Source organism: Sneathiella aquimaris (assembly GCF_026409565.1).
Taxonomy (GTDB): domain Bacteria; phylum Pseudomonadota; class Alphaproteobacteria; order Sneathiellales; family Sneathiellaceae; genus Sneathiella; species Sneathiella aquimaris.
Genome location: NZ_CP112881.1, coordinates 3,441,856 through 3,461,809 on the forward strand (window position 1 = coordinate 3,441,856; position 19,954 = coordinate 3,461,809).

At 49.3% G+C, this 19,954-nt stretch carries 19 protein-coding genes; 10 read left to right on the forward strand and 9 right to left on the reverse strand.

Annotated features, from left to right (window positions below):
* Positions 1-9: 9 nt before the first annotated feature.
* Positions 10-477 (reverse strand): EF-hand domain-containing protein, encoded by a 468-nt coding sequence (locus OIR97_RS16180; RefSeq protein WP_169543260.1) that lies wholly within the window; start codon positions 475-477, stop codon positions 10-12.
* 132 nt (positions 478-609) lie between these two features.
* Between OIR97_RS16180 and OIR97_RS16185 the strand changes: the two genes are divergently transcribed.
* From OIR97_RS16185 to OIR97_RS16210, 6 genes are all read left to right on the forward strand, one after another.
* Positions 610-1,446, forward strand: a complete 837-nt coding sequence (locus OIR97_RS16185) for a crotonase/enoyl-CoA hydratase family protein (protein WP_169543261.1) — start codon at positions 610-612, stop codon at positions 1,444-1,446.
* Positions 1,443-2,087 (forward strand): TetR/AcrR family transcriptional regulator, encoded by a 645-nt coding sequence (locus OIR97_RS16190; RefSeq protein WP_169543262.1) that lies wholly within the window; start codon positions 1,443-1,445, stop codon positions 2,085-2,087. Before OIR97_RS16185 ends, OIR97_RS16190 begins: the two co-directional genes overlap by 4 nt.
* Positions 2,088-2,110: 23 nt before the next feature.
* On the forward strand, positions 2,111-2,545 hold the full coding sequence (locus OIR97_RS16195) for an acyl-CoA thioesterase (RefSeq protein ID WP_169543263.1): 435 nt from the start codon (positions 2,111-2,113) through the stop codon (positions 2,543-2,545).
* Positions 2,542-3,459 (forward strand): acyl-CoA thioesterase, encoded by a 918-nt coding sequence (locus OIR97_RS16200; protein ID WP_169543264.1) that lies wholly within the window; start codon positions 2,542-2,544, stop codon positions 3,457-3,459. Before OIR97_RS16195 ends, OIR97_RS16200 begins: the two co-directional genes overlap by 4 nt.
* A 20-nt stretch (positions 3,460-3,479) precedes the next feature.
* Positions 3,480-4,556, forward strand: coding sequence for a class II fructose-bisphosphate aldolase (gene fbaA, locus OIR97_RS16205; RefSeq protein ID WP_169543265.1), 1,077 nt, complete (start codon positions 3,480-3,482; stop codon positions 4,554-4,556).
* A gap of 70 nt (positions 4,557-4,626) precedes the next feature.
* On the forward strand, positions 4,627-4,932 hold the full coding sequence (locus tag OIR97_RS16210; RefSeq protein ID WP_169543266.1) for a hypothetical protein: 306 nt from the start codon (positions 4,627-4,629) through the stop codon (positions 4,930-4,932).
* Positions 4,933-4,941: 9 nt separating this feature from the next.
* Here OIR97_RS16210 and OIR97_RS16215 read toward each other — a convergent pair whose 3' ends face one another.
* The 8 genes from OIR97_RS16215 to OIR97_RS16250 all read right to left on the reverse strand — a co-directional run bounded on the left by OIR97_RS16215 (position 4,942) and on the right by OIR97_RS16250 (position 16,069).
* Complete coding sequence (locus tag OIR97_RS16215) at positions 4,942-5,475, reverse strand: GNAT family N-acetyltransferase (protein ID WP_169543267.1); 534 nt, start codon at positions 5,473-5,475, stop codon at positions 4,942-4,944.
* 91 nt (positions 5,476-5,566) lie between these two features.
* Positions 5,567-7,702 (reverse strand): 3-hydroxyacyl-CoA dehydrogenase NAD-binding domain-containing protein, encoded by a 2,136-nt coding sequence (locus OIR97_RS16220; RefSeq protein ID WP_169543268.1) that lies wholly within the window; start codon positions 7,700-7,702, stop codon positions 5,567-5,569.
* A 15-nt stretch (positions 7,703-7,717) separates the two neighbouring features.
* Positions 7,718-8,926 (reverse strand): acetyl-CoA C-acetyltransferase, encoded by a 1,209-nt coding sequence (locus tag OIR97_RS16225; protein ID WP_219821568.1) that lies wholly within the window; start codon positions 8,924-8,926, stop codon positions 7,718-7,720.
* A gap of 21 nt (positions 8,927-8,947) precedes the next feature.
* The gene (locus OIR97_RS16230) at positions 8,948-10,084 is read right to left on the reverse strand and encodes an acyl-CoA dehydrogenase family protein (protein WP_219821569.1); all 1,137 of its coding nucleotides are present in this window, start codon (positions 10,082-10,084) and stop codon (positions 8,948-8,950) included.
* A gap of 146 nt (positions 10,085-10,230) precedes the next feature.
* Positions 10,231-12,021 carry an acyl-CoA dehydrogenase C-terminal domain-containing protein gene (locus OIR97_RS16235; protein WP_169543269.1) on the reverse strand — a complete coding sequence of 597 codons (1,791 nt, stop codon included), beginning with the start codon at positions 12,019-12,021 and terminating at the stop codon, positions 10,231-10,233.
* Between the two features lie 12 nt (positions 12,022-12,033).
* Positions 12,034-14,367 (reverse strand): 3-hydroxyacyl-CoA dehydrogenase/enoyl-CoA hydratase family protein, encoded by a 2,334-nt coding sequence (locus tag OIR97_RS16240; protein WP_169543270.1) that lies wholly within the window; start codon positions 14,365-14,367, stop codon positions 12,034-12,036.
* Positions 14,368-14,369: 2 nt separating this feature from the next.
* Positions 14,370-15,506: a thiolase family protein gene (locus tag OIR97_RS16245; RefSeq protein WP_169543271.1), complete on the reverse strand. Its 1,137-nt coding sequence runs from the start codon at positions 15,504-15,506 to the stop codon at positions 14,370-14,372.
* A 149-nt stretch (positions 15,507-15,655) separates the two neighbouring features.
* A complete protein-coding gene (locus tag OIR97_RS16250; protein ID WP_169543272.1) occupies positions 15,656-16,069 on the reverse strand; it encodes a MerR family transcriptional regulator in 414 nt (137 codons plus the stop codon).
* Between the two features lie 392 nt (positions 16,070-16,461).
* Here OIR97_RS16250 and OIR97_RS16255 point away from each other — a divergent pair, with 392 nt between their 5' ends.
* The 4 genes from OIR97_RS16255 (at position 16,462) to OIR97_RS16270 (ending at position 19,951) form a co-directional block, all read left to right on the forward strand.
* Entirely contained in the window at positions 16,462-16,782 is a 321-nt protein-coding gene (locus tag OIR97_RS16255; RefSeq protein ID WP_169543273.1) for an ArsR/SmtB family transcription factor, read from the forward strand.
* Positions 16,783-16,894: 112 nt separating this feature from the next.
* Entirely contained in the window at positions 16,895-17,818 is a 924-nt protein-coding gene (locus OIR97_RS16260; protein WP_169543274.1) for a sulfite exporter TauE/SafE family protein, read from the forward strand.
* On the forward strand, positions 17,815-18,600 hold the full coding sequence (locus tag OIR97_RS16265; RefSeq protein ID WP_169543275.1) for a TIGR02186 family protein: 786 nt from the start codon (positions 17,815-17,817) through the stop codon (positions 18,598-18,600). The genes OIR97_RS16260 and OIR97_RS16265 overlap by 4 nt, the downstream gene beginning before the upstream one ends.
* Positions 18,601-18,712: 112 nt before the next feature.
* Entirely contained in the window at positions 18,713-19,951 is a 1,239-nt protein-coding gene (locus OIR97_RS16270) for an MFS transporter (RefSeq protein ID WP_169543276.1), read from the forward strand.
* Positions 19,952-19,954 lie beyond the last annotated feature (3 nt).

Sequence of the window (19,954 nt, forward strand, 5' to 3'; positions counted from 1 at the left end):
CGCGGCTTCTTAGCCTTTTTTATCGTCACCAGAATGACGTTTATGATGGCGACCCTGCTTTGCATTCGCCAACTCAGCTGCTGAAATTCGGCCATCCCCATCTGTGTCCATTTTTTTGAATTTTTTCTCGTACCTGGCCGCATATTCTTCCTTGCTGAGAAACCCATCACTGTTTGTGTCATATTTCATCATGCGTTTTGTGATGGCTCTTTCCCGCATTTTGTCATGCAAAGCCCGAGCTTCTTCTTTGGTAACCGCGCCATCCTTATCTGCGTCAAGCAGATCAAACATTTCTTCGCGAGACTTCAGCATTTCTTCTCTTGTTACCTTGCCGTCTTTATCAAGGTCATGGTTCTCCATCATCTTGGATGCCATGGCAGAGTGATGCATTCCCACCGTTTTCGTCGCAGCGATAACGGCCATGGGAAGCCCGACAACAGCAGCAGCTGCAAGCGCGATCGCGAGTTTCTTTTTCATATTCAAATCCTTTCTGGTGACTATTTGTCCGTTTAACGAAACCGGCCCCAATAATCCGTCGCATTTTCTAAGAATAAATTTTCTTGAACAATGTTCATTTTTATGAACAAATGTAAAAAAAAGGAGGAAAACATGACCGAAGAGTGTGTTCTATATGAACGAGATGATCGTATTGCGCGGATTACTCTGAACCGTCCCCATGCCCTGAACGCAATTAATGAAGAACTGCCGGGGGCCATCCGACGCGCTGTTGAGAAAGCAAATAATGACGATGCGGTTCATGTTATTATTCTGCAAGGCGCAGGACGGGCTTTTTGTTCTGGCTATGATTTGAAAATTTACGCCGAAACCCCCGGCAGCAATCCGGGTTTTCAGGAAATGCCCTGGGATCCCACCATCGATTACAAAATGATGATGGGGAATACTCAGGATTTCATGAGTATTTTTCGATCCTACAAACCTGTTATTGCCAAGGTGCACGGATACGCCGTTGCTGGCGGTAGCGATATTGCTCTTTGCGCTGACATGGTCATCATGGAAGAAAACGCTCAAATCGGGTACCCACCAGCCCGTTTATGGGGATGCCCAACCACGGCGATGTGGGTCTATAGATTGGGGGTCGAACGGGCCAAGCGAATGCTTCTGACAGGCGATTTAATTGACGGCAGGGAAGCCAAGAAAATCGGACTTGTTCTGGATGCGGTTCCAGAAGACAAGCTGGAGGAACGCGTACTAGAGCTGGCAACGCGAATGGCGGGCATCCCTAAAAATCAGCTTATGATGCAAAAACTCATGATTAACCAGGCGCTGGATAATATGGGGCTCGCTTCAACACAAATGACAGCCACCCTTTTCGATGGCATCACAAGGCACAGCCCTGAAGGCGTCCATTTCAAAAAAAGATCCGAAGAAGTTGGCTTTCAGCAGGCTGTCAAGGAGCGGGACAGTAACGAGCCGATTTCCAGATGAGCGATACAGCTTCCAAAACGGCACGAAAAAAAGAAATTGCTGCTTACAAACGACAGAAGATATTGACCGCCGCGTCGTCGCTTTTCAGGGAAAAAGGTCTTGAAGGCACCACGATGCGTGCGATCGCAACGAAGGCCGGTTATTCCACCGGTGCGCCCTATGCGTATTTTCAGTCCAAAGAAGAAATTTATGCTGACCTTCTGAGTACGTCTTTGATGCATTTGACGCGGGCCATCAAATTGGCGCCAAATCAAGCCGAAACGAACGAGCAAAAAATTCGCCAGGTTTTTACAGCCTATTATCAGTATTACCAATCCCATGGCGAAGAACTACAGCTGGGTTTGTATCTGTTTTCCAGCGGTGAAATTAAAAAACGCGGCTTTTCAAAAGAGACCAACGACCAGTTAAATGGACGGTTATTGAGTTTGATGGGCTTTATGGCCAATTACCTGCATCAGTTAGCGGGTGCGCCCCCTGATGTTGCGCAGTCCGAGACGCTTGATGCTATCACATATTTCACAGGAACCCTGATGCTTCATACAACCGGGCGGCTTGATATTATGCAGGTAAAAGATCAAGAAATGATCGACCGATACCTCACTCAAATGCTAAAAAGAATCACCAAAGAAAAAGAAAAATAACAGGTTCAGGAGTTTTCCCGTACATGAGTGGATATATCGAGAGTTATAGAGGGCATGTCCTTGCCAGTGAATGCGACGTCATGGGCCATATGAACGTTCAATTTTATAACGCCTGCGTCAGTCAGGCGATGGGTACAATGTTTGGGGCGCTTGGCGTTACGCCTCAAATCATGAATGAAACGCAGCGCGGATTTGCCGCCGTGGAACAGACCAATCGTTACCATGCCGAGTTACTGGCAGGCGATATCGTGCACATAAATTCTGGCGTTCTTAAAACCTCATCGCGGACCATCACTTTTCAACACAAACTTTTCAACAGCAGCACGGAAACGCTCTCCTACGAGGCGACCGTCACCGCGGTGTACATGAACCTGGAAGCCCGGAAATCCGAGTTATTACCGGACGCACTTACTCGGAAAGCCGAGACACTTCTGTTAAAAGAAGGAGTGGGCGCATGACAAACAACAATCTTGCAAAAGTAATCCCTGTATATAGGGGCGGCGTTGAAGCATGGGAATGCGATCAGATGCTGCATATGAACGTTCAGTTTTATTCCGCAAAAGCGATGGCTGGCTTTTCTCACTTACAGAACCGCATCGGACTGTCACCCGCCCGCATTCGCACCGAAAAGCACGGCCTTCGCTTTAAAACCCTGCGCATACAGTATAAATCTGAAATGAGAATGGGGGCGTTAATGCATGGCGTTGCAGGCATTCGGTCCTTGGAAGAAGACGTTGTCTCCGGTTTCATACATTTATACGACACCGCAAAAGATACCATATCCGGGGTATTTGAATTTACCGCTGATTACCGCCAACTGGAAACCGGAGAACCTGCCCCGTTACCACAGGATGTAAAGTCCGCACTGGCCTCACTAGCGGACGCGCACCCGGATCAATACTGCCCGGCACCCATGAAGCATATTCTTCTTCCCGCAAAACCGATGGATCACATGTTCGAAACCAACCGTTCTGCAGTTGATGTATGGGAATGCGATGGGTTTGGGCAAATTGAAATGCGCCATATCATCGGACGCTTTTCGGACGCCGCCAGCCACATCATGCAGTCCGTTGGCATAACACGGGAAATACAGATGCAGCGCAATTTAGGGTCTGCGGCATTGGAATATTTTGCAGAATTTCACCAGCCTATTCGAAAAGCGGCCTCTTTGGTTGTGAAAAGTGGTCTGCTGGATCGGATGGACAAAACATTTGCTTTTGGACACCACATGATCAATTCAGACAACGGTGAAATTGTGAATAATACGACGATCCTTGGATGTTACTTTGACATGACCGCCCGTAAAGCCGTAAAACTGCCCCAGGAATATCACGATGTTTCAGAAGAACGGCTTCTGAAGCATCAGATTTAAGCAAACCAGGGGAAAACGAAATGACTTTGCAACTTCCAGCCGGTGTCGTTTTTGGTGAAGAATATCAGAAGCTGGTCAAAAACTGCAAAACGCACCGTTTTGCATTGCCGGCCGTCAATGTTGTTGGAACAAACTCAATCAATGCTGTCATGGAAGCCGCCGCACGGAATGGCTCTGACGTCATCATTCAGCTGTCCAATGGCGGCGCTGCTTATTACGCAGGCCAGGGCCTTGAAGATGGCGAGGCGGCGAAAGTAATGGGGGCAGTCTCAGCGGCGCAGCACGTCCATCTTCTCGCCAAATATTACGGCATTTGTGCGGTTCTACATACAGACCATGCGAACCGGAAGCTGGTCCCCTGGATCGATGCGCTCATCGACTATGGCCACGACTACAAAAAACAGAACGGGGTGCCGCTTTTTTCTTCCCACATGCTCGACCTTTCAGAAGAATCGCTTGAGGATAATCTTGCGGAAAGTGAACGCATGCTGAAGCGGGCAGTTGAATTGGATATGAGCATTGAAATCGAATTGGGCATTACTGGCGGCGAAGAAGACGGCGTTGGCTCGGACCTTGATACAATTGACAATAGCCGCCTTTACACGCAACCCGAAGACGTGCTTGCCGCCTATGACAGGTTGAACGGTATTGGTCATTTTTCTGTTGCCGCGTCTTTTGGCAATGTTCACGGTGTTTACAAACCAGGCAATGTTCAGCTTCGCCCTGAAATTCTTCGCGAGTCTCAGGCGCATGTGAAGCAGGTCCGCGGTTTGGCCGACGAAAACCCGCTCGATTTTGTTTTCCATGGTGGATCAGGCTCAGAAGTCTCATCGATTGAACAAGCCATTGACTACGGTGTTTTCAAAATGAACATCGATACGGACACGCAGTTTGCATTCGCACAGGGTGTCGGGAGCTATGTCGATGCTAATCCAGCCGCCTTCAAACACCAAATTCACCCGGAAACGGACGAGCCGCTGAAGAAAAAATACGATCCCCGGAAATGGCTGCGTGAAGGGGAGAAAAGCATTGTTGCACGGTTGGATCAGGCGTTTTCAGAACTACGCGCGAACGGAAAATCGGTCGCCAAACGCTAATCGTCAAAGGCTTGCCTAATTTGTCCTCCTGTCCGTATTCTACTTGTTTGAAACGGGCAGGAGGAAAATAATGACAGAGTTCTTTATTGGTATCGCCGGCGTCCTGGTGGGTGCCCTGATCACGTTGGCCGTGGATCTGCTAAAATATCGGCTTCAAACGTCCAAGACCAGAGATCTGGACAATCGGCGAAAAGCCCTTCTGGAGAGAATGCTGACACACCCGCCGAAGGGGACAGAGTGGCGCAGCCTAGCCTCATTATCCAGGGTCATTGGGGCCGACTATCCAACCACGACCCGCTTGCTCATTGAACTTGGCGCCCGGGGAAACGAAAAAGAAAACGAGGTCTGGGCTTTATTGCGCGAAAAGCCGCTTTGATCTCCAAGGCTATTCGGGTTCAAAAATAAGCGTTTCTTCCGGCTTTCCCGGAAGCCGCTCAGACCGTGTATGAAACAGCCCCAAACGTTCCAGCAAGCGCTGCGACTCTGTATTATTCTGACTGGTAATCGCGATAATCGTGCCGAGCTTCAGAACATCATACCCATAGCTCAACAACGCTTGAGCCCCTTCAAAGGCATATCCCTTTCGCCAATGATCAGGCAGATAAGCAAAACCAACATCCGGAAATGGCAATTCTCTGCGTTTGATCAATCCTGACAGACCAATGGCCTCTCCGCTCCGCTTAAGAACAACAACGAAAGAGCCATATCCAATGGTCCGGTATTGCAAATGCAAATCCCGTATATAGTTACAAGCATCCTCCAGCTCATGGATTTCACGGTCACCGATATATTTTATAAAAGACGGCTGGTTCAGAAGTTCAAAAATAAAGGCAGCATCGGACAGGCGGGCTTTTCGAAACACCAAGCGTTCTGTTTCAAAGATCAGGTCATTATTTCTGTCAGGTCTGCCCGCGGACATTTGGCCCCCTCTTTAGGCTGGCGAATAATGCCCTCTTAGCAGATTTGAACGGTGCGATACAAATATATGTTCCGCACCGTTCCTGATTGCATCAGGCCGCGTAAAAGACCTCGCCTTTTTCGGCCATATTTCTCAGCAATTTAGGCGGCGTAAATCGCGCGCCATATGCTTGTGCCAAACGGTCACATTCTGAAACAAACGTCTCAATCCCGGTTGTGTGGATCTGACTGATCGCTCCACCGCGTGACGGCGCAAAGCCCCACCCCAGAATAGAGCCGACATCTGCATCTTCTGGCGTTGTCACAACATTTTCTTCCAGACAGCGCGCCGTTTCAACAGACTGAATAAAGATCAAACGCTTGATCACTTCATCAACGCTTGGCTGTTCCTCTTCCGGCACTTGCGGGAAATGCTCTGACAGTTCTTTCCAAAGATGTTTCTTACCCCCTTCAGGATAATCATAAAACCCGTTGCCTTCGCGCTTTCCAACCCGGCCCAATTCTTCAACCATCTTTGTCACAGCATCATCACTGGGGGCCGCGATATACTTATCGCCGAGGTCTTGTTTTGTCTGGTTACGGATCTTGTAGATCAAATCCAGAGCAACCTCATCTGCAAGGGCAAGCGGACCAACCGGCATGCCAGCCATTTTACCAGCGTTGTCGATCAACGCCGGGGACACCCCCTCGGCCAGCATTGCTATGCCTTCGCTGACATAGGTTCCAAAAACCCGACTGGTGTAAAAACCGCGGCTGTCATTTACAACGATCGGTGTTTTACGAATGGCTTTTACATAATCCATAGAGCGCGCCAACGTTTCCTGAGACGTTTCTTTACCGCAAATGATTTCAACCAATGGCATTTTATCGACCGGAGAGAAGAAATGCAGGCCAATGAAATTGGAGGGGCGCTCACTCGCTTCGGCCAAACCTGAAATTGGCAAAGTCGATGTGTTGGAGGCAAAAATCGCACTATTCGCAAGGACTGCCTCTGCTTTCGCGGTGACATCTGCTTTGATCTCGCGTTTTTCGAACACCGCCTCGATGACAAGATCGGCCTCCCTCAACTCACCATAATCGGTGGTTGCGGTAATGCGCGACAGGATGCCTTCGGCTTTTTCTGCACCCATTTTCTTCCGCTTCACCGCTTTCGCCAGCAGCGTTTCTGAATAGGCTTTGCCTTTTTCAGCCGCCGCAAGGTCTTGATCAATCAAAACAACATCCATACCAGCCTTCGCGCTGACATAGGCAATACCAGCGCCCATCATGCCGGCCCCAAGAACGCCCACTTTTGTGAATTTCTGGGTTGGAATGTCTTTTGGACGGGACGCCAGTTTATTTGCATTTCCAATACCGAAGAACAAACTGCGGATCATGTTTTTGGCTTCCGGCGTGCTGCAGGTTTTGACAAAATAACGGGTCTCGATTTTCAGACCATTGTCAATATTAACGCAACATCCTTCATAAACGCAGGACATGATATTCAGCGCCGCTGGATAATTTCCGTGTGTTTTCTCCCGCAGCATCGCATTGCCTGCTGTGAACGTCATCATGCCGGATGGGCTCATCGGCGCACCGCCGGGAATGCGGAAGCCTTTTTTGTCCCACGGCTGTACCGCGTCTTCTGGTTTTGCTGATAAAATCCATTTTTTCGCGGCAGAAACCAAATCATCCGATGAAACAATTTCATCAATAATACCAATTTTAAGCGCCTTCTCCGGGCTTAAATGTGTGCCTTCCAGCAATAAAGGCAAGGCCGCCTGAATGCCAATCATACGCGGCAAGCGCTGAGTTCCCCCGCCGCCTGGCAACAGTCCGACTTTTACTTCCGGCAGTCCGATTTTGGCTTTCGGGTTATCAGCGGCCATACGCCGATGACACGCAAGACAGATTTCCAGCCCACCGCCTAGCGCGGTTCCATTGATCGCAGCAACGAACGGTTTTTTGGAAACCTCCATAGATCGGAACATCGTCTGAAGCTCCATTCCATTGGCAAACATTTCTTCCGCGCCGTTCCAGCCCTGAAGCATCTCAAGATCCGCGCCCGCAATAAAGTCCGGTTTTCCTGAGGAAATAACAACACCTTTGACAGCCTCGTCGCCGATTGCTTTTTCGATTGCATCGGCAAAGGCTGGAATGCTGTCATTATTAAGCACGTTCATACTGCGGCCGGGCATATCCCATTCGATTGTCGCAATACCATCGGCATCAACTGAGTAATTAATCATTGTTTCCGACGCCCCTTATACACGTTCAATAATGGTTGCAGTGCCCATACCAGCACCTACACAGAGCGTAATCAGCGCTGTATTCTGATCCCGACGTTCAAGCTCGTCCAGAACCGTTCCCAAAATCATCGCTCCTGTCGCACCAAGTGGATGTCCCATCGCAATGGCACCGCCGTTCACGTTTATTTCGCTATGGTCCACATTCATGACATCCATAAAGCGCAGAACCACGCCAGCGAAGGCTTCGTTCAGTTCCCAAAGATCAATGTCCGCCGCCGTCATACCGGCACGCTTCAACGCTTTTTCTGCCGCATAGCTGGGGCCGGTCAGCATGATGGAAGGTTCACTGCCGATAGAGGCAAAGGATTTAAAACGGGCCCGTGCTTTCGCATTGATTTTCTGGCCCGCTTCCTGATTGCCGATCAAAACCGCCGCAGATCCATCAACAATACCGGACGAGTTTCCGGCATGATGCACATGGTTCAATTCTTCTACTTCCGGGTAGCGTTGCTTGATCACCGCATCAAACCCATATTGTGCGCCTTGAGCCGCAAAGGCCGGATCCAGCGCCCCCAGCGACTGCATGGTTGTTTCCGGGCGCATATGCTCATCATGATCTAGAATAGTCAAACCGTTCATATCTTTAACCGGAATGACAGACTTGCTGAAATAGCCCTTATCCCACGAATTTTTTGCCCGTTTCTGACTCTCGACAGCATAACTATCCACATCATCCCGGGAGTATCCCCATTTCGTGCAGATCATATCCGCGCCAATTCCCTGAGGCGCAAAATAAGTACCAAACGCCACTTGTGGATCTGCCGACCAGGCACCACCTGACGAACCCATTGGTACGCGCGACATACTTTCAACACCGCCGCCAACAGTCAGGTCGCTTTGTCCAGACATGACCTGTGCCGCTGCCATATTGACAGCTTCCAGGCCAGACGCGCAAAAACGATTAATCTGTACGCCAGATGCTTTTTCGTCATAGCCCGCATGAAGCGGGGCCACGCGTCCAATAACCGCGCCTTGTTCGCCCACTGGCTCAACGCATCCTAAAATAACGTCATCCACCAAAGACGTGTCCAACTCGTTGCGTTCCTGAACCGCTTTCAATGTTGCCGCCGCCAGATTGATCGGTGTTACCTCGTGAAGAGACCCGCTGGCGCGCCCTTTTCCGCGAGGCGTCCTCACGGCATCATAGATAAATGCTTCTGTCATAATTTCCTCCTGTCGCCGCATTTATAGAGAGCGGCTGATTATTTCTTTCATGATCTCATTTGTGCCGCCATAAATGCGCTGCACACGGGCGTCTGCGTAACTTCTCGCCACGCGATATTCCCACATAAATCCATATCCACCATGGAGCTGCAGACATTCGTCAATCAGCTTGTTCTCAAGGTCAGAGCACCAGTATTTTGCCATCGCCGCAGTTGGCACATCCAGCTCACCCTTCAGCAACTCCTCGATACATTTGTCAACAAAAACCCGAGCGATCTGAAGTTCTGTCTTCATTTCGGCAAGTTTGAATTTTGAATTCTGAAACTGAATGATGTTCTTGCCAAACGCAGACCGGCTTTTTGTATATTCGATGGTGTCTTCCAGAACCGCTTCCATCGTGGCGGTTGCCCCAATCGCAATTTGCAAACGCTCCCACGCCAGTTCCTGCATCAAGCAGAAGAAACCTTTTCCTTCACCGCCCAGCATGTTGCTTGCGGGGACACGCACATCATCAAAAAACAGCTCTGCTGTATCCTGGGCCTTAAGCCCCAGTTTATCAAGATTGCGGCCTTTTTCGAAACCCGGTGTTCCTGTTTCTACCAAAAACAGAGTTGTCCCTTTGGCCCCCGCTTCTGGATCAGTTTTCGTGACAACAATGACAAGATCACACATAAAGCCATTTGTAATGAACGTCTTTGAGCCATTGATGACATAATCGTCGCCATCTTTAACCGCCCGCGTTTTCACACCCTGCAAATCAGAACCGGCCCCCGGTTCCGTCATGGCAATAGCACCGATCATCTCGCCGCTGGCCAGCTTTGGCAAATATTTCTTTTTCTGTTCTTCGGTACCGTAATTAAGAATATAGGGCGCTACAATTTCTGAATGCAGGCCAAAACCGGGGCCTGATGCCCCCGCCCGAGCCTGTTCTTCCATCATGATAATGCTGTAGAGTTTGTCCGCACCCGCGCCGCCATACTCTTCAGGGATTGGCATACAAAGCAGGCCTTGTTTTCCGGCTTCTGTCCAGGCCTCCCGGCTGATCTGACCATCCTTTTCCCATTGGGCGTGATACGGCATAATATGCTCTTCGTAAAACCGGCGAACGGATTCGCGAAAGATATTATGTTCCTCTTGGAAAAGTGTCCTCTCCATCATTATAGTAATTCCCTTAGTTAATTGTTTTTATTTACTTATTTGTTCATTAATGACAATTTGTCAATTTTTCGGCATAAAAAATTCCGGAACATCAATAAAGGCGGCAATAGTGTTCACCATTACCGCCCCTATTTCAACACCAGATCTTAAAACGCTTCAGCGTCCAGCGCCATCATGGTTTCAGAGCCTGCGCTCATCTTGACCAACAGGGATGAAACATCCGGAATCATGCGTTCGAAAAAGAATTTGGCAGTCACAAGCTTGGTTTCGAAGAATTGTTTATCTTCGGCCCCTTCTGCTAATTTCTCTTTAGAAATCTTGGCCATCTGTGCCCACATAAAGCCCAGTGCAACCAAGCCGAACATCTTAAGATATTCGGTTGAAGCCGCTCCTGCTTCATCCGGATTTTTCATTCCCTTTTCGCCCAACATGGCCGTCCCCTGCTGAAGCTTTGCAAAGGCTTTGGCCAAAGGCATCACATAGTCTTTCATCTCAGGGTTCATCATGTTTTCCTGAATGAACGCATCCACGGGATGGAAGAACTGACGAAGCGAGCGCCCAAGATTAGCTGGAATTTTACGTCCAACCAGATCGAGAGCCTGAATACCGTTCGCACCTTCATAAATCTGGGTAATCCGGGCATCCCGGACAAATTGTTCCATACCCCATTCATGGATATAACCATGCCCGCCGTAGCACTGCATTGCGGTCGCGCTCAGTTCAAACCCCATATCCGTGAAATAAGCCTTGATCACAGGTGTGAGCAAGCCAAGTGCTTCATCCGCCGCGGCACGTTCCTCCGCATCAGGATGTTTTTCCACCATATCGACTTTCAAGCCGGCCCAAAGACCCAACGCGCGGGCCCCTTCCGTGAACGCCCGGCACATCAGCAGATTTCTACGAATATCCGGGTGAACGATAATCGGATCGGCTGCCTTTTCAGGAGCCTTAACACCAGAAATCGAACGTCCCTGAAGACGGTCTTTGGAATATTCAACGGCATTCTGATAGGCGACCTCAGCCTGTGACAACCCTTGAACGCCTACACCCAACCGGGCGGCATTCATCATCGTGAACATGGCACGCATACCTTTATGGGCTTCGCCCAACAGATAGCCAGTGGCATCCTCATAGTTCATGACACAGGTAGAATTTCCATGGATCCCCATTTTATGTTCGATCGATCCACAGGCAACACCGTTCCGGTCCGCCGGGTTTTCATTACTGTCCAAATTGAATTTTGGAACAATAAACAATGAAACGCCCTTAATACCATCGGGCCCGCCGGGTATCTTGGCCAAGACCAAGTGAACGATATTCTCCGCCATATCGTGCTCACCAGCAGAAATGAAAATCTTCGTACCAGTGATTTTGTAGGTGCCATCGTCCTGCGGAACTGCTTTTGTCCGCATCAAGCCCAGATCCGTTCCGCAATGCGGTTCGGTCAGGTTCATGGTTCCTGTCCATTCACCAGACACCATTTTCGGCAGCCACATCCGTTTCTGCTCGTCCGTACCATGCTTGTATATCGCAGCATAGGCACCATGCGTGAGCCCCGGATACATGCCAAACGCCATATTGGCAGAGCTCATCATTTCGGCCAAGGCAATCCCAATCACGTGGGGCAAACCTTGTCCGCCATATTCTGGGTCGGCATCAATGCCCATCCAGCCGCCTTCGCGATAATGGTCGTAGGCTTCTTTAAAGCCTGTTGGTGTTGTGACTTCTCCGTCCTTCCACGTACAACCTTCTTTATCTCCTACCTGATTGAGAGGTTGAACAACCTCTTCCATCATCTTGGCACCTTCGCTCAAAATCGCATCAACCATATCTGGTGTCGCATCTTCGAAGCCTGGCAGGTTTGTCATACTGTCCAGACCCAACAGGTCGTTCAGTACAAACTTGATATCTTTAACAGGGGCGTTGTAAATCGGCATTATCGAACTCCCTTAATTACGCAATGGCTTGCCGGTGGTCAGCATATGCTCAATCCGGTCAAGTGTTTTATGGTTCCTGATAAGGGTCATGAACCCTTCCTGTTCCAGTTCCAGCAGCCTCTTCTCTGTGACAGGCTCTGTAATGTCAGTGTCACCACCAGACAGAACTTTAGCCACCTGCTCGCTAACAACGGCGTCATACGCGGTTGCCCGGCCCATGGTCACAAAACCTGAAACCGCCATATCAAAAGCAGCCGCGGCAGAAGGACCTGGCAGATAGGCTTCCTGACGTTCAGGGGCTTCGTACCCTTCAGCAAGTTGCAGCGCCTTCTTCTTGGCATCCGCAAGAACCCGTTTACGGTTCATGGTAATCTCATCCCCTTCACGGAGAATAAGCTGATCACGGGCTTCCGCCGCACTGGTTGAGACTTTTGCGGTTGAGATTGCTTCGAACACGCCGGACAAGGCTGGCATCGCGCCGCCGGGACGGCGTTTATTGTGCATGGCCCGCATGACAAGCTCTTTACAACCGCCAAATCCAGGGATAACACCAACGCCAACTTCCACAAGTCCCATATAACTCTCGGCATGGGCCTGCACAGCGTCTGCGGCAAGAACGATCTCACAACCACCGCCCAGTGCCATACCAGCAGGAGCCGCAACAACAGGGAACGGTGCGTATTTCAACTTCATCAAGGCATTCTGGCCTTCAGAAATTGAGTTTTCGATCACAGGCCACATTGCAGCGTTTGCTGCAAACAGGGCGAGACCGACATTGGCACCGACGGAGAAATTATCTGCATCATGGCCAATGACAAGTGCCTTGAAACCTTTCTTGTTCAGTTTGGACGCCTGACCAAGCATGGTGACAATATCCTGATCGATCGAGTTCATTTTCGTATGAAGCTCTAGACAGGCCACGCCATCGCCAAGATCCCAGATACTGGCTCCTCTATTCGACATGACCGGCTCGTTACCGCGCTTGATGTCAGCGAGTGTCCACGCACCTTCGGCCACTGGCACAACGGCATATTCACCGTCCACTGTCATATAAAGGGCATCTGTTCCTTCTTCTTTATAAAGCGGGCGATCACCCACTTTCTTCAGGAAGGCAGGAACCGGCATACCGTCCGCTTCCAAGCGGTCGATAAAATACTGTACGCCCATTTGGTTCAACTGCTCAAACGGACCGTATTTCCACGCATAACCTGTTTTCATTGCACTATCGATTGCAATGATATCATCCGCAATTTCGCCGACCAGCGACGCCGAATAGGAAATGACTTTTGACAGGATAGACCAAGCATATCGGCCCCCGACATCATCTGTTTCAACCAGCGCCCGCAGACCTTTGCGCGCCGCTTTCACAGATTTCAGGTTCGGCTTCTCTGCTTTTGCATATTCACCGGTTTTAAGATTGCGGGCTTCTTTGGTTTTCTTCCCGCCTTCTTTGTTCATCCGGTAAAAGCCACCCTTACCTTTACGGCCGGTATACCCTTCATCGATCATCTTGGCGATGGTCGCAACCATCGGGTGATCGGCATCATATTCCTGACAGAACGGGTCACTTTCAGGCAGTTCGTTCAACATGCTTTCGTTGACTTTCGGCCCAAGATCAATACCGGTGAGATCGCCTAGACCGAAGATACCGGTACTCGGAATACCCATAGGCTTTCCGCAAACCGCATCAGCCTCTTCTACACTCATATCAAGATCGAACGCTGATTTGATCGCAACAAATGACCAGTAAATCCCGATCCGGTTTCCAATGAAACCGGGCGTATCGTAGCAGTCGACAACCTCTTTACCGAGGGACACATCGGCAAATTGACGCAACTCTTCAATAGCATCCTCGCGGGTCTGCTCACCCTTTACCAACTCGAACAACCGCATGTAGCGCGGAGGGTTGAAGAAATGGGTGATTGCAAAGTCACGCTGCAGACTGTCTGGCATTCCGGCCATGAGCGTTTTCAACGGGATGGTTGACGTGTTAGACGTAACAATGGAGCCTTTTTTGCGAACCCCATCAAGCTTTGTGTAAAGATCCTGCTTCAGGTCTGGACGCTCAATAATCGCTTCAACAATCCAGTCACAATCAGCAACAAGATCAAGATTGTCTTCCAGATTTCCAGTTGTGACCAGCTTGGCGTTCCGTTTATGCATGAACGGCGCAGGCTTCGTCTTCAACATCTTGGCGACAGCGCCCTCCGCCAGCGTATTACGGTTATCCGCCCCCTCTGGCACGATATCCAGCAACACAGCGGGAATACCCGCATTGGCGACATGGGCGGCAATCGCAGCACCCATCACGCCAGCACCTATTACAGCTACTTTTTCAATAGCCATGATTAGCAAGCCTCCAGAACAGTCGCGATCCCCTGACCACCACCGATACATTGTGTTGCAAGACCCAGGGATTTATCTTCACGCTGCAGCAGGCTTGCAACCTTACCCGTGATCCGGGCGCCGGTTGCCCCCATTGGATGGCCCAACGCAATGGCACCACCGTCAAGGTTTGTGTTGTCGTATTTCATACCGGATTCTTTAAGTACCGCCAAAGACTGAGCCGCGAACGCTTCGTTCAGTTCGATAATATCGATGTCCTGCAAAGTAAGACCTGCCCGTTTAAGCGCTTTTTCAGTTGCCGGAACCGGGCCAATCCCCATAATTTCAGGAGCACATCCTGCAACGGCGATGGATTTAATCCGTGCCATTTTAACAAGGCCGTTTGCGTCCGCATATTCTTCTGAACAAACAAGCGTCGCAGACGCGCCGTCCGTCAATGGAGAAGATGTTGCCGCTGTGACAGTGCCCGCTTCGTCAAAAGCAGGCTTCAGGCCAGCAAGTGTTTCCAAAGTGGTTTCCGGACGGATACAGCCATCCTGTTCAACCCGAATATTTCCCTGAACGATTGGAATAATTTCGTCATCGAATTTCCCAGCAGCCCGGGCTGCCGCCGCACGGGCGTGGCTTTCCACTGCCATTTCTTCCTGCTCCTGGCGAGAAATGGAATATTGCTTGGCAAGATTTTCGGCCGTAATCCCCATGGAAACATACGCTTCTGGATATTCTTTATACAGAGCCGGATGAGGCGCAGGATTAAAGCCGCCCATTGGAACCCGTGTCATGCTCTCGATGCCGCCACAAATAAACACGTCGCCCGCGCCCATCTGAATTGATCCAGCGGCCATGTGAATAGCCTGCATTGAAGAGCCACAGAACCGGTTCACGGTTGTTGCTGCAGCCGATTTTGGAATGCCTGCAAGAAAGCTGATGATACGAGCGACATTGAGGCCCTGCTCACCTTCCGGGAAAGCACTACCAATGATGACATCTTCAATATCCTGAACATTTACGCCGCTTTTCTCGATCAGCCCCTTAACAACCTGACCGGTCATTTCATCGGGTCTGATTCTAACCATTTCCCCTTTATTCGCGAGGGTAAATGGAGAACGAGCGTATCCTGCGATGACCACGTTTTTCATGATCTAAATTTCCTTTCAGACATTTCATATTCCGCCTACCCTGTCTGGAGACGGATTTAAAGGTGACAATTTTCTTATCTTTTATGCCCCCGACAGACCCTCTCTATGGAGGGACGTATGGCAGCTGTCGGGAAAATCTAATTTGTTGGCTAAGCGAGCTTTTTCTTAACTTCCGTTTCTCCAGCCTCTTGCAAGACCAGATGATCTTTTAAATCTGAAATTCCCTGTTCCAGTTCACCGATCGCTTCATTAATATCTTGGCGCTGCACCATAAGCTTTTCAAGCTGCTCTTCGCATTTTTGCAAAGTATATTTTAACTGCTCTGTTAATTCGCCCTCAGGATTATAAAGATCGATCATCTTTTTAATCTCTTGAAGACTGAACCCAAGACGCCGCCCTCTCAGGATCAATTTCAAACGAGCCCTGTCGCCACGGGAATAAACGCGGGTTAGCCCTTCGCGGCCAGGCTCAACCAATCCTTTATCTTCATAAAAGCGGATTGTTCGGGATGTTACGCCAAATTCTTCCGCCAGATCCGTAATGGAATAACGTGCTTCACTCATGGTTTTCCATCCAAAATACTGAATTAACAATAATGCGACTATAGTTGACGTTTACGTAAACGTCAATTAGCCTTTACGTAAACGTCAAAAAAAACGTGACAAACCTTCACATTTCCGTGCATATTCACGTTGTATTTGCTAATTTAGCGGTACAAATGTAACATTTCTCGACCCATATTTTTCAAAAACAAAGTAAAACCAATACTTTACCGATTATTTGAAAATTGGGTCGGTAGTACTAATTTTTAAAACAACGCTTACCAACCCGTAGTTCCAAAACAAAATCTACAGGACTGGGACTGTATTTTTTGTTTCTCGCGCATACGCAAGAGAGCGGGGTGGCATACGTAAAAGAGCGTTTTTTGTAACCGTGCAAAAGGGGGAGCACAAACATGGAGGCATCAACCGCGAGCGATCGCAGTTATACCGAACTTGCTGACGTCTTACCGAGAGCAAGCAAGATATTGAAATCAATCGGCAACCAACGACGGCTTGAAATCCTAACCTGCCTTTCAAAAGAAGAGCTGTCCGTTGGAGAACTCGAAAGAAAAATTCAGATAAGTCAATCCGCACTTTCTCAACATTTGGGCAGACTGCGCAGAGACGACATTGTTACGACCCGAAGAGAAGCACAGACAATTTATTACTCTTTGTATAATGACAATATTCTTAAGCTTCTGAATTCGATTCATATCACAGCAGCCCAAGCCTAATTCGACATTTTTTATTCCTTTTCAAAAGGAAATATTACAATTTGTCCGTAATTATTGTATAGGCAGGGATAGTTTGATTATCAATTACCTGAAAAAAGGGTAAAATCGGAATATGCCTGTCTACCTACCCATAGCGGAAATTTCAGTAAATCTGTTTCTGATCTTGGGTATGGGCGGCGCTGTCGGATTGCTCTCAGGGATGTTTGGTGTCGGTGGGGGCTTTTTGATGACACCGCTCCTTATCCTGACCGGAATACCGCCTGCTGTTGCTGTTGCGACAGGCGCCAATCAGCTCGTCGCTGCCAGTGTTTCTGGTGTCCTGGCCCATTGGCGCCGCGGAAATGTCGACTTCAAGATGGGCTTTGTCCTGCTCATTGGCGGTGTCGTTGGCTCGTCCCTCGGCACCTGGATTTTTGCACTGCTAAAGTCCGCAGGCCAAATTGACCTCCTCATTTCGCTTTCCTATGTAGTGTTTCTGGGCATTATCGGTGGCCTGATGCTTTTTGAAAGCCTTGGCGCCTTACTTCGCAACCGCAAAGGCGGCGTCAGACGCAAGAAACTCCACCAGCATTACTGGATCCACGGCCTTCCGTTCAAGATGCGCTTTAGAAAGTCCAAACTTTATATCAGTGCGTTAATGCCCCTGGGCCTTGGCTTCCTGGTTGGCATTCTGTCCGCGATCATGGGTGTTGGCGGCGGTTTTGTCATGGTCCCCGCCATGATCTACCTGCTGGGAATGCCGACCTCAGTCGTTATCGGCACCTCGCTCTTTCAAATCATATTTGTTACTGCCAACGTCACCTTTTTGCAGTCGGTCGCCACCCAAACAGTTGATGTGATGCTTGCCCTTCTGTTAATGAGCAGCGCAGTTATTGGCGCGCAATTTGGCACCCGAATTGGCGCAAAAATGAAAGGCGAGCAGGTTCGTTCCCTTCTTGCGGCACTTGTTCTGGCTGTTTGTATCAAACTGGCTTTCGATTTGGTCCTGACGCCTGATGATCTTTACAGCTTTGGATTTATAGGAGGAAAAGGATGAAACATCTTTCCTTCCTGCATTCTATGCTTTGCCTCAATCTTATTGTCGGCTTTTTCTGCGGCACTTCTTTGAAAACGGCGAATGCTGATGGCTCGCTGGTAACGGACATTTCTTCCCATCTGATTTCTGTAACCTCCGACTTTACCGGCACTGATCTCCTTCTTTTTGGAACAATCAGGACAGATACACAGGACCTTGAAGACGAAAATGGCGACATCATTATTGTCGTTCGCGGCCCTGAAAAAGAAGTTGTTGTCCGAAAAAAAGAAAGGGTACTGGGCGTATGGGCGAATACGCAGTCGGTGAAATTGGCAAAAATACCCAGTTTCTATGCGTCTGCCAGCAGTCGGCCTGTGGAAGAAATCGCTTCTGAATCAACCCTTGCCCGCCTCAGAATTGGCTCGCAACGGCTTGTCTTTCAATCAAGCAGCACCAAGACGGAAACAAAAGAATTTCGCAAAGCCGTTATTCGTCAGCAACAGCAAGCACAGCTCTATATCGATAGCCAGTCAACTGTTCAGTTCTTAGGCCCTTCCCTGTTCCGAACCACTATTGATTTTCCAGCCAATGTTTCCGTCGGCACCTATGTCGCAGAATTCTATCTGTTTCGAGGCGGCGAATTGGTCAGCGCACAATCATCGCCACTCTTCATCGAAAAAGTGGGATTAGGACGACGCATTTTTGATTTCGCCCAGAACTACCCGGTCCTGCACGGTCTGGCGGCGATCTTGCTTGCCCTCCTTGCCGGGTGGATTGCCTCAGCCGTCTTCCGTAAAGACTAAGACGCACAAGAACATTCCCACACCTCGAACATTCTGCTAATGATAATATAAAATCAAGCAGGGCCGCAAAACCAAAAACATTCGGTCTTCTGCACCCGTCTGGAGCCAAAACTTGCCGAACCGACAAACATCAGAATTTTCAGGAATGGCGCTCGCTGTCGTTTTTCTTTGTTTTTGTATTGGCGTTATTGGCCGGATGGTCCCCGAACATTTTCCGAATCTGGTTGGTCCTCTGTTTCAAGAATTCGGCTGGGTTCGTAGTCAAATCGCCTCTATTTTTTCAGTTTGCGCACTGGCAACCGGTCTATCTGGCCCGGTTGCAGGATTTTTGTACGACAGAATGGGGCCGCGAAAGCTTTATTCAATTGGCCTTTGCTTTGCCGGCGGCGGTCTGATCATCGCTGGGAATGCGAGCGGAATTTGGCATTTTTATCTGGGTTTGGGGGTTGCCGTGGGGTTTGCGGCGGCATGCTGCGGCAATGTTGTCAATTCCGCATTGGTGAGCCGCTGGTATCATGCAAAACTACCGCTCGCCATCGCCATTGTTTTTTCCTCTCTGGGGGCAGGCAGCTTTTTAGGCCTTTCTCTTTCGCAGATCCTGATCACCAATCTAGGGTGGCGTTCAACCGAGATTGTCATGGGCTTTGGAATATTGGCCATCATACCGATTATTCTCCTGCTGCCCTGGAAAAAACTTAACAGTGGGCGCCCTATTCCATCCTCCCCAAATGCCGTAACACCGACAGTCATGACAATACAGAACATGTCGTTGAAGCAAGCCATGAAAACACCAAGTTTTTGGGGATTTGCCACTGTTTTCTTTGTCACGGCAAACGGCATGTATTCCATTGTCATCCAAAGCGTGACCTATCTGATTGAAAAAGGCATGACGCCCGTTGAAAGCTCGTTCAACATTGGATTGACCGGCTTATTCATTCCCGTTGGTATGATTTCCTGCGGCTATTTCCTCACGCGCTTCAACAATATCGTGGTGGCGTTGGGAACTTACGCCTTCACAATGATCGGCATTAGCTTTTTGTGGATGTTTGACGGCCCCTCACACTATTGGGCGGTCATCGGGTTTATTCTCTTTTTTGGGCTGACCATGGGAACTCGCGGACCGGTCGTCGGCTCTTTTGCTGCAAAAATTTTCAGAGGGAAAAATTTCGGTGTCATATATGGCAGTATAACAACGGGCGGTGGCTTGGGGGCCGCTTCTGGCTCTTTTATTAGCGGGTGGATCTATGATATAAGTCAAAGTTACGAAGCTGTTTTCTCATTTTCTTTGATTTGCCTGGTTGTTGGGGCTCTACCCTTCCTGGTTATTCCCACCATCAGAAATCAAGCCTAAAAA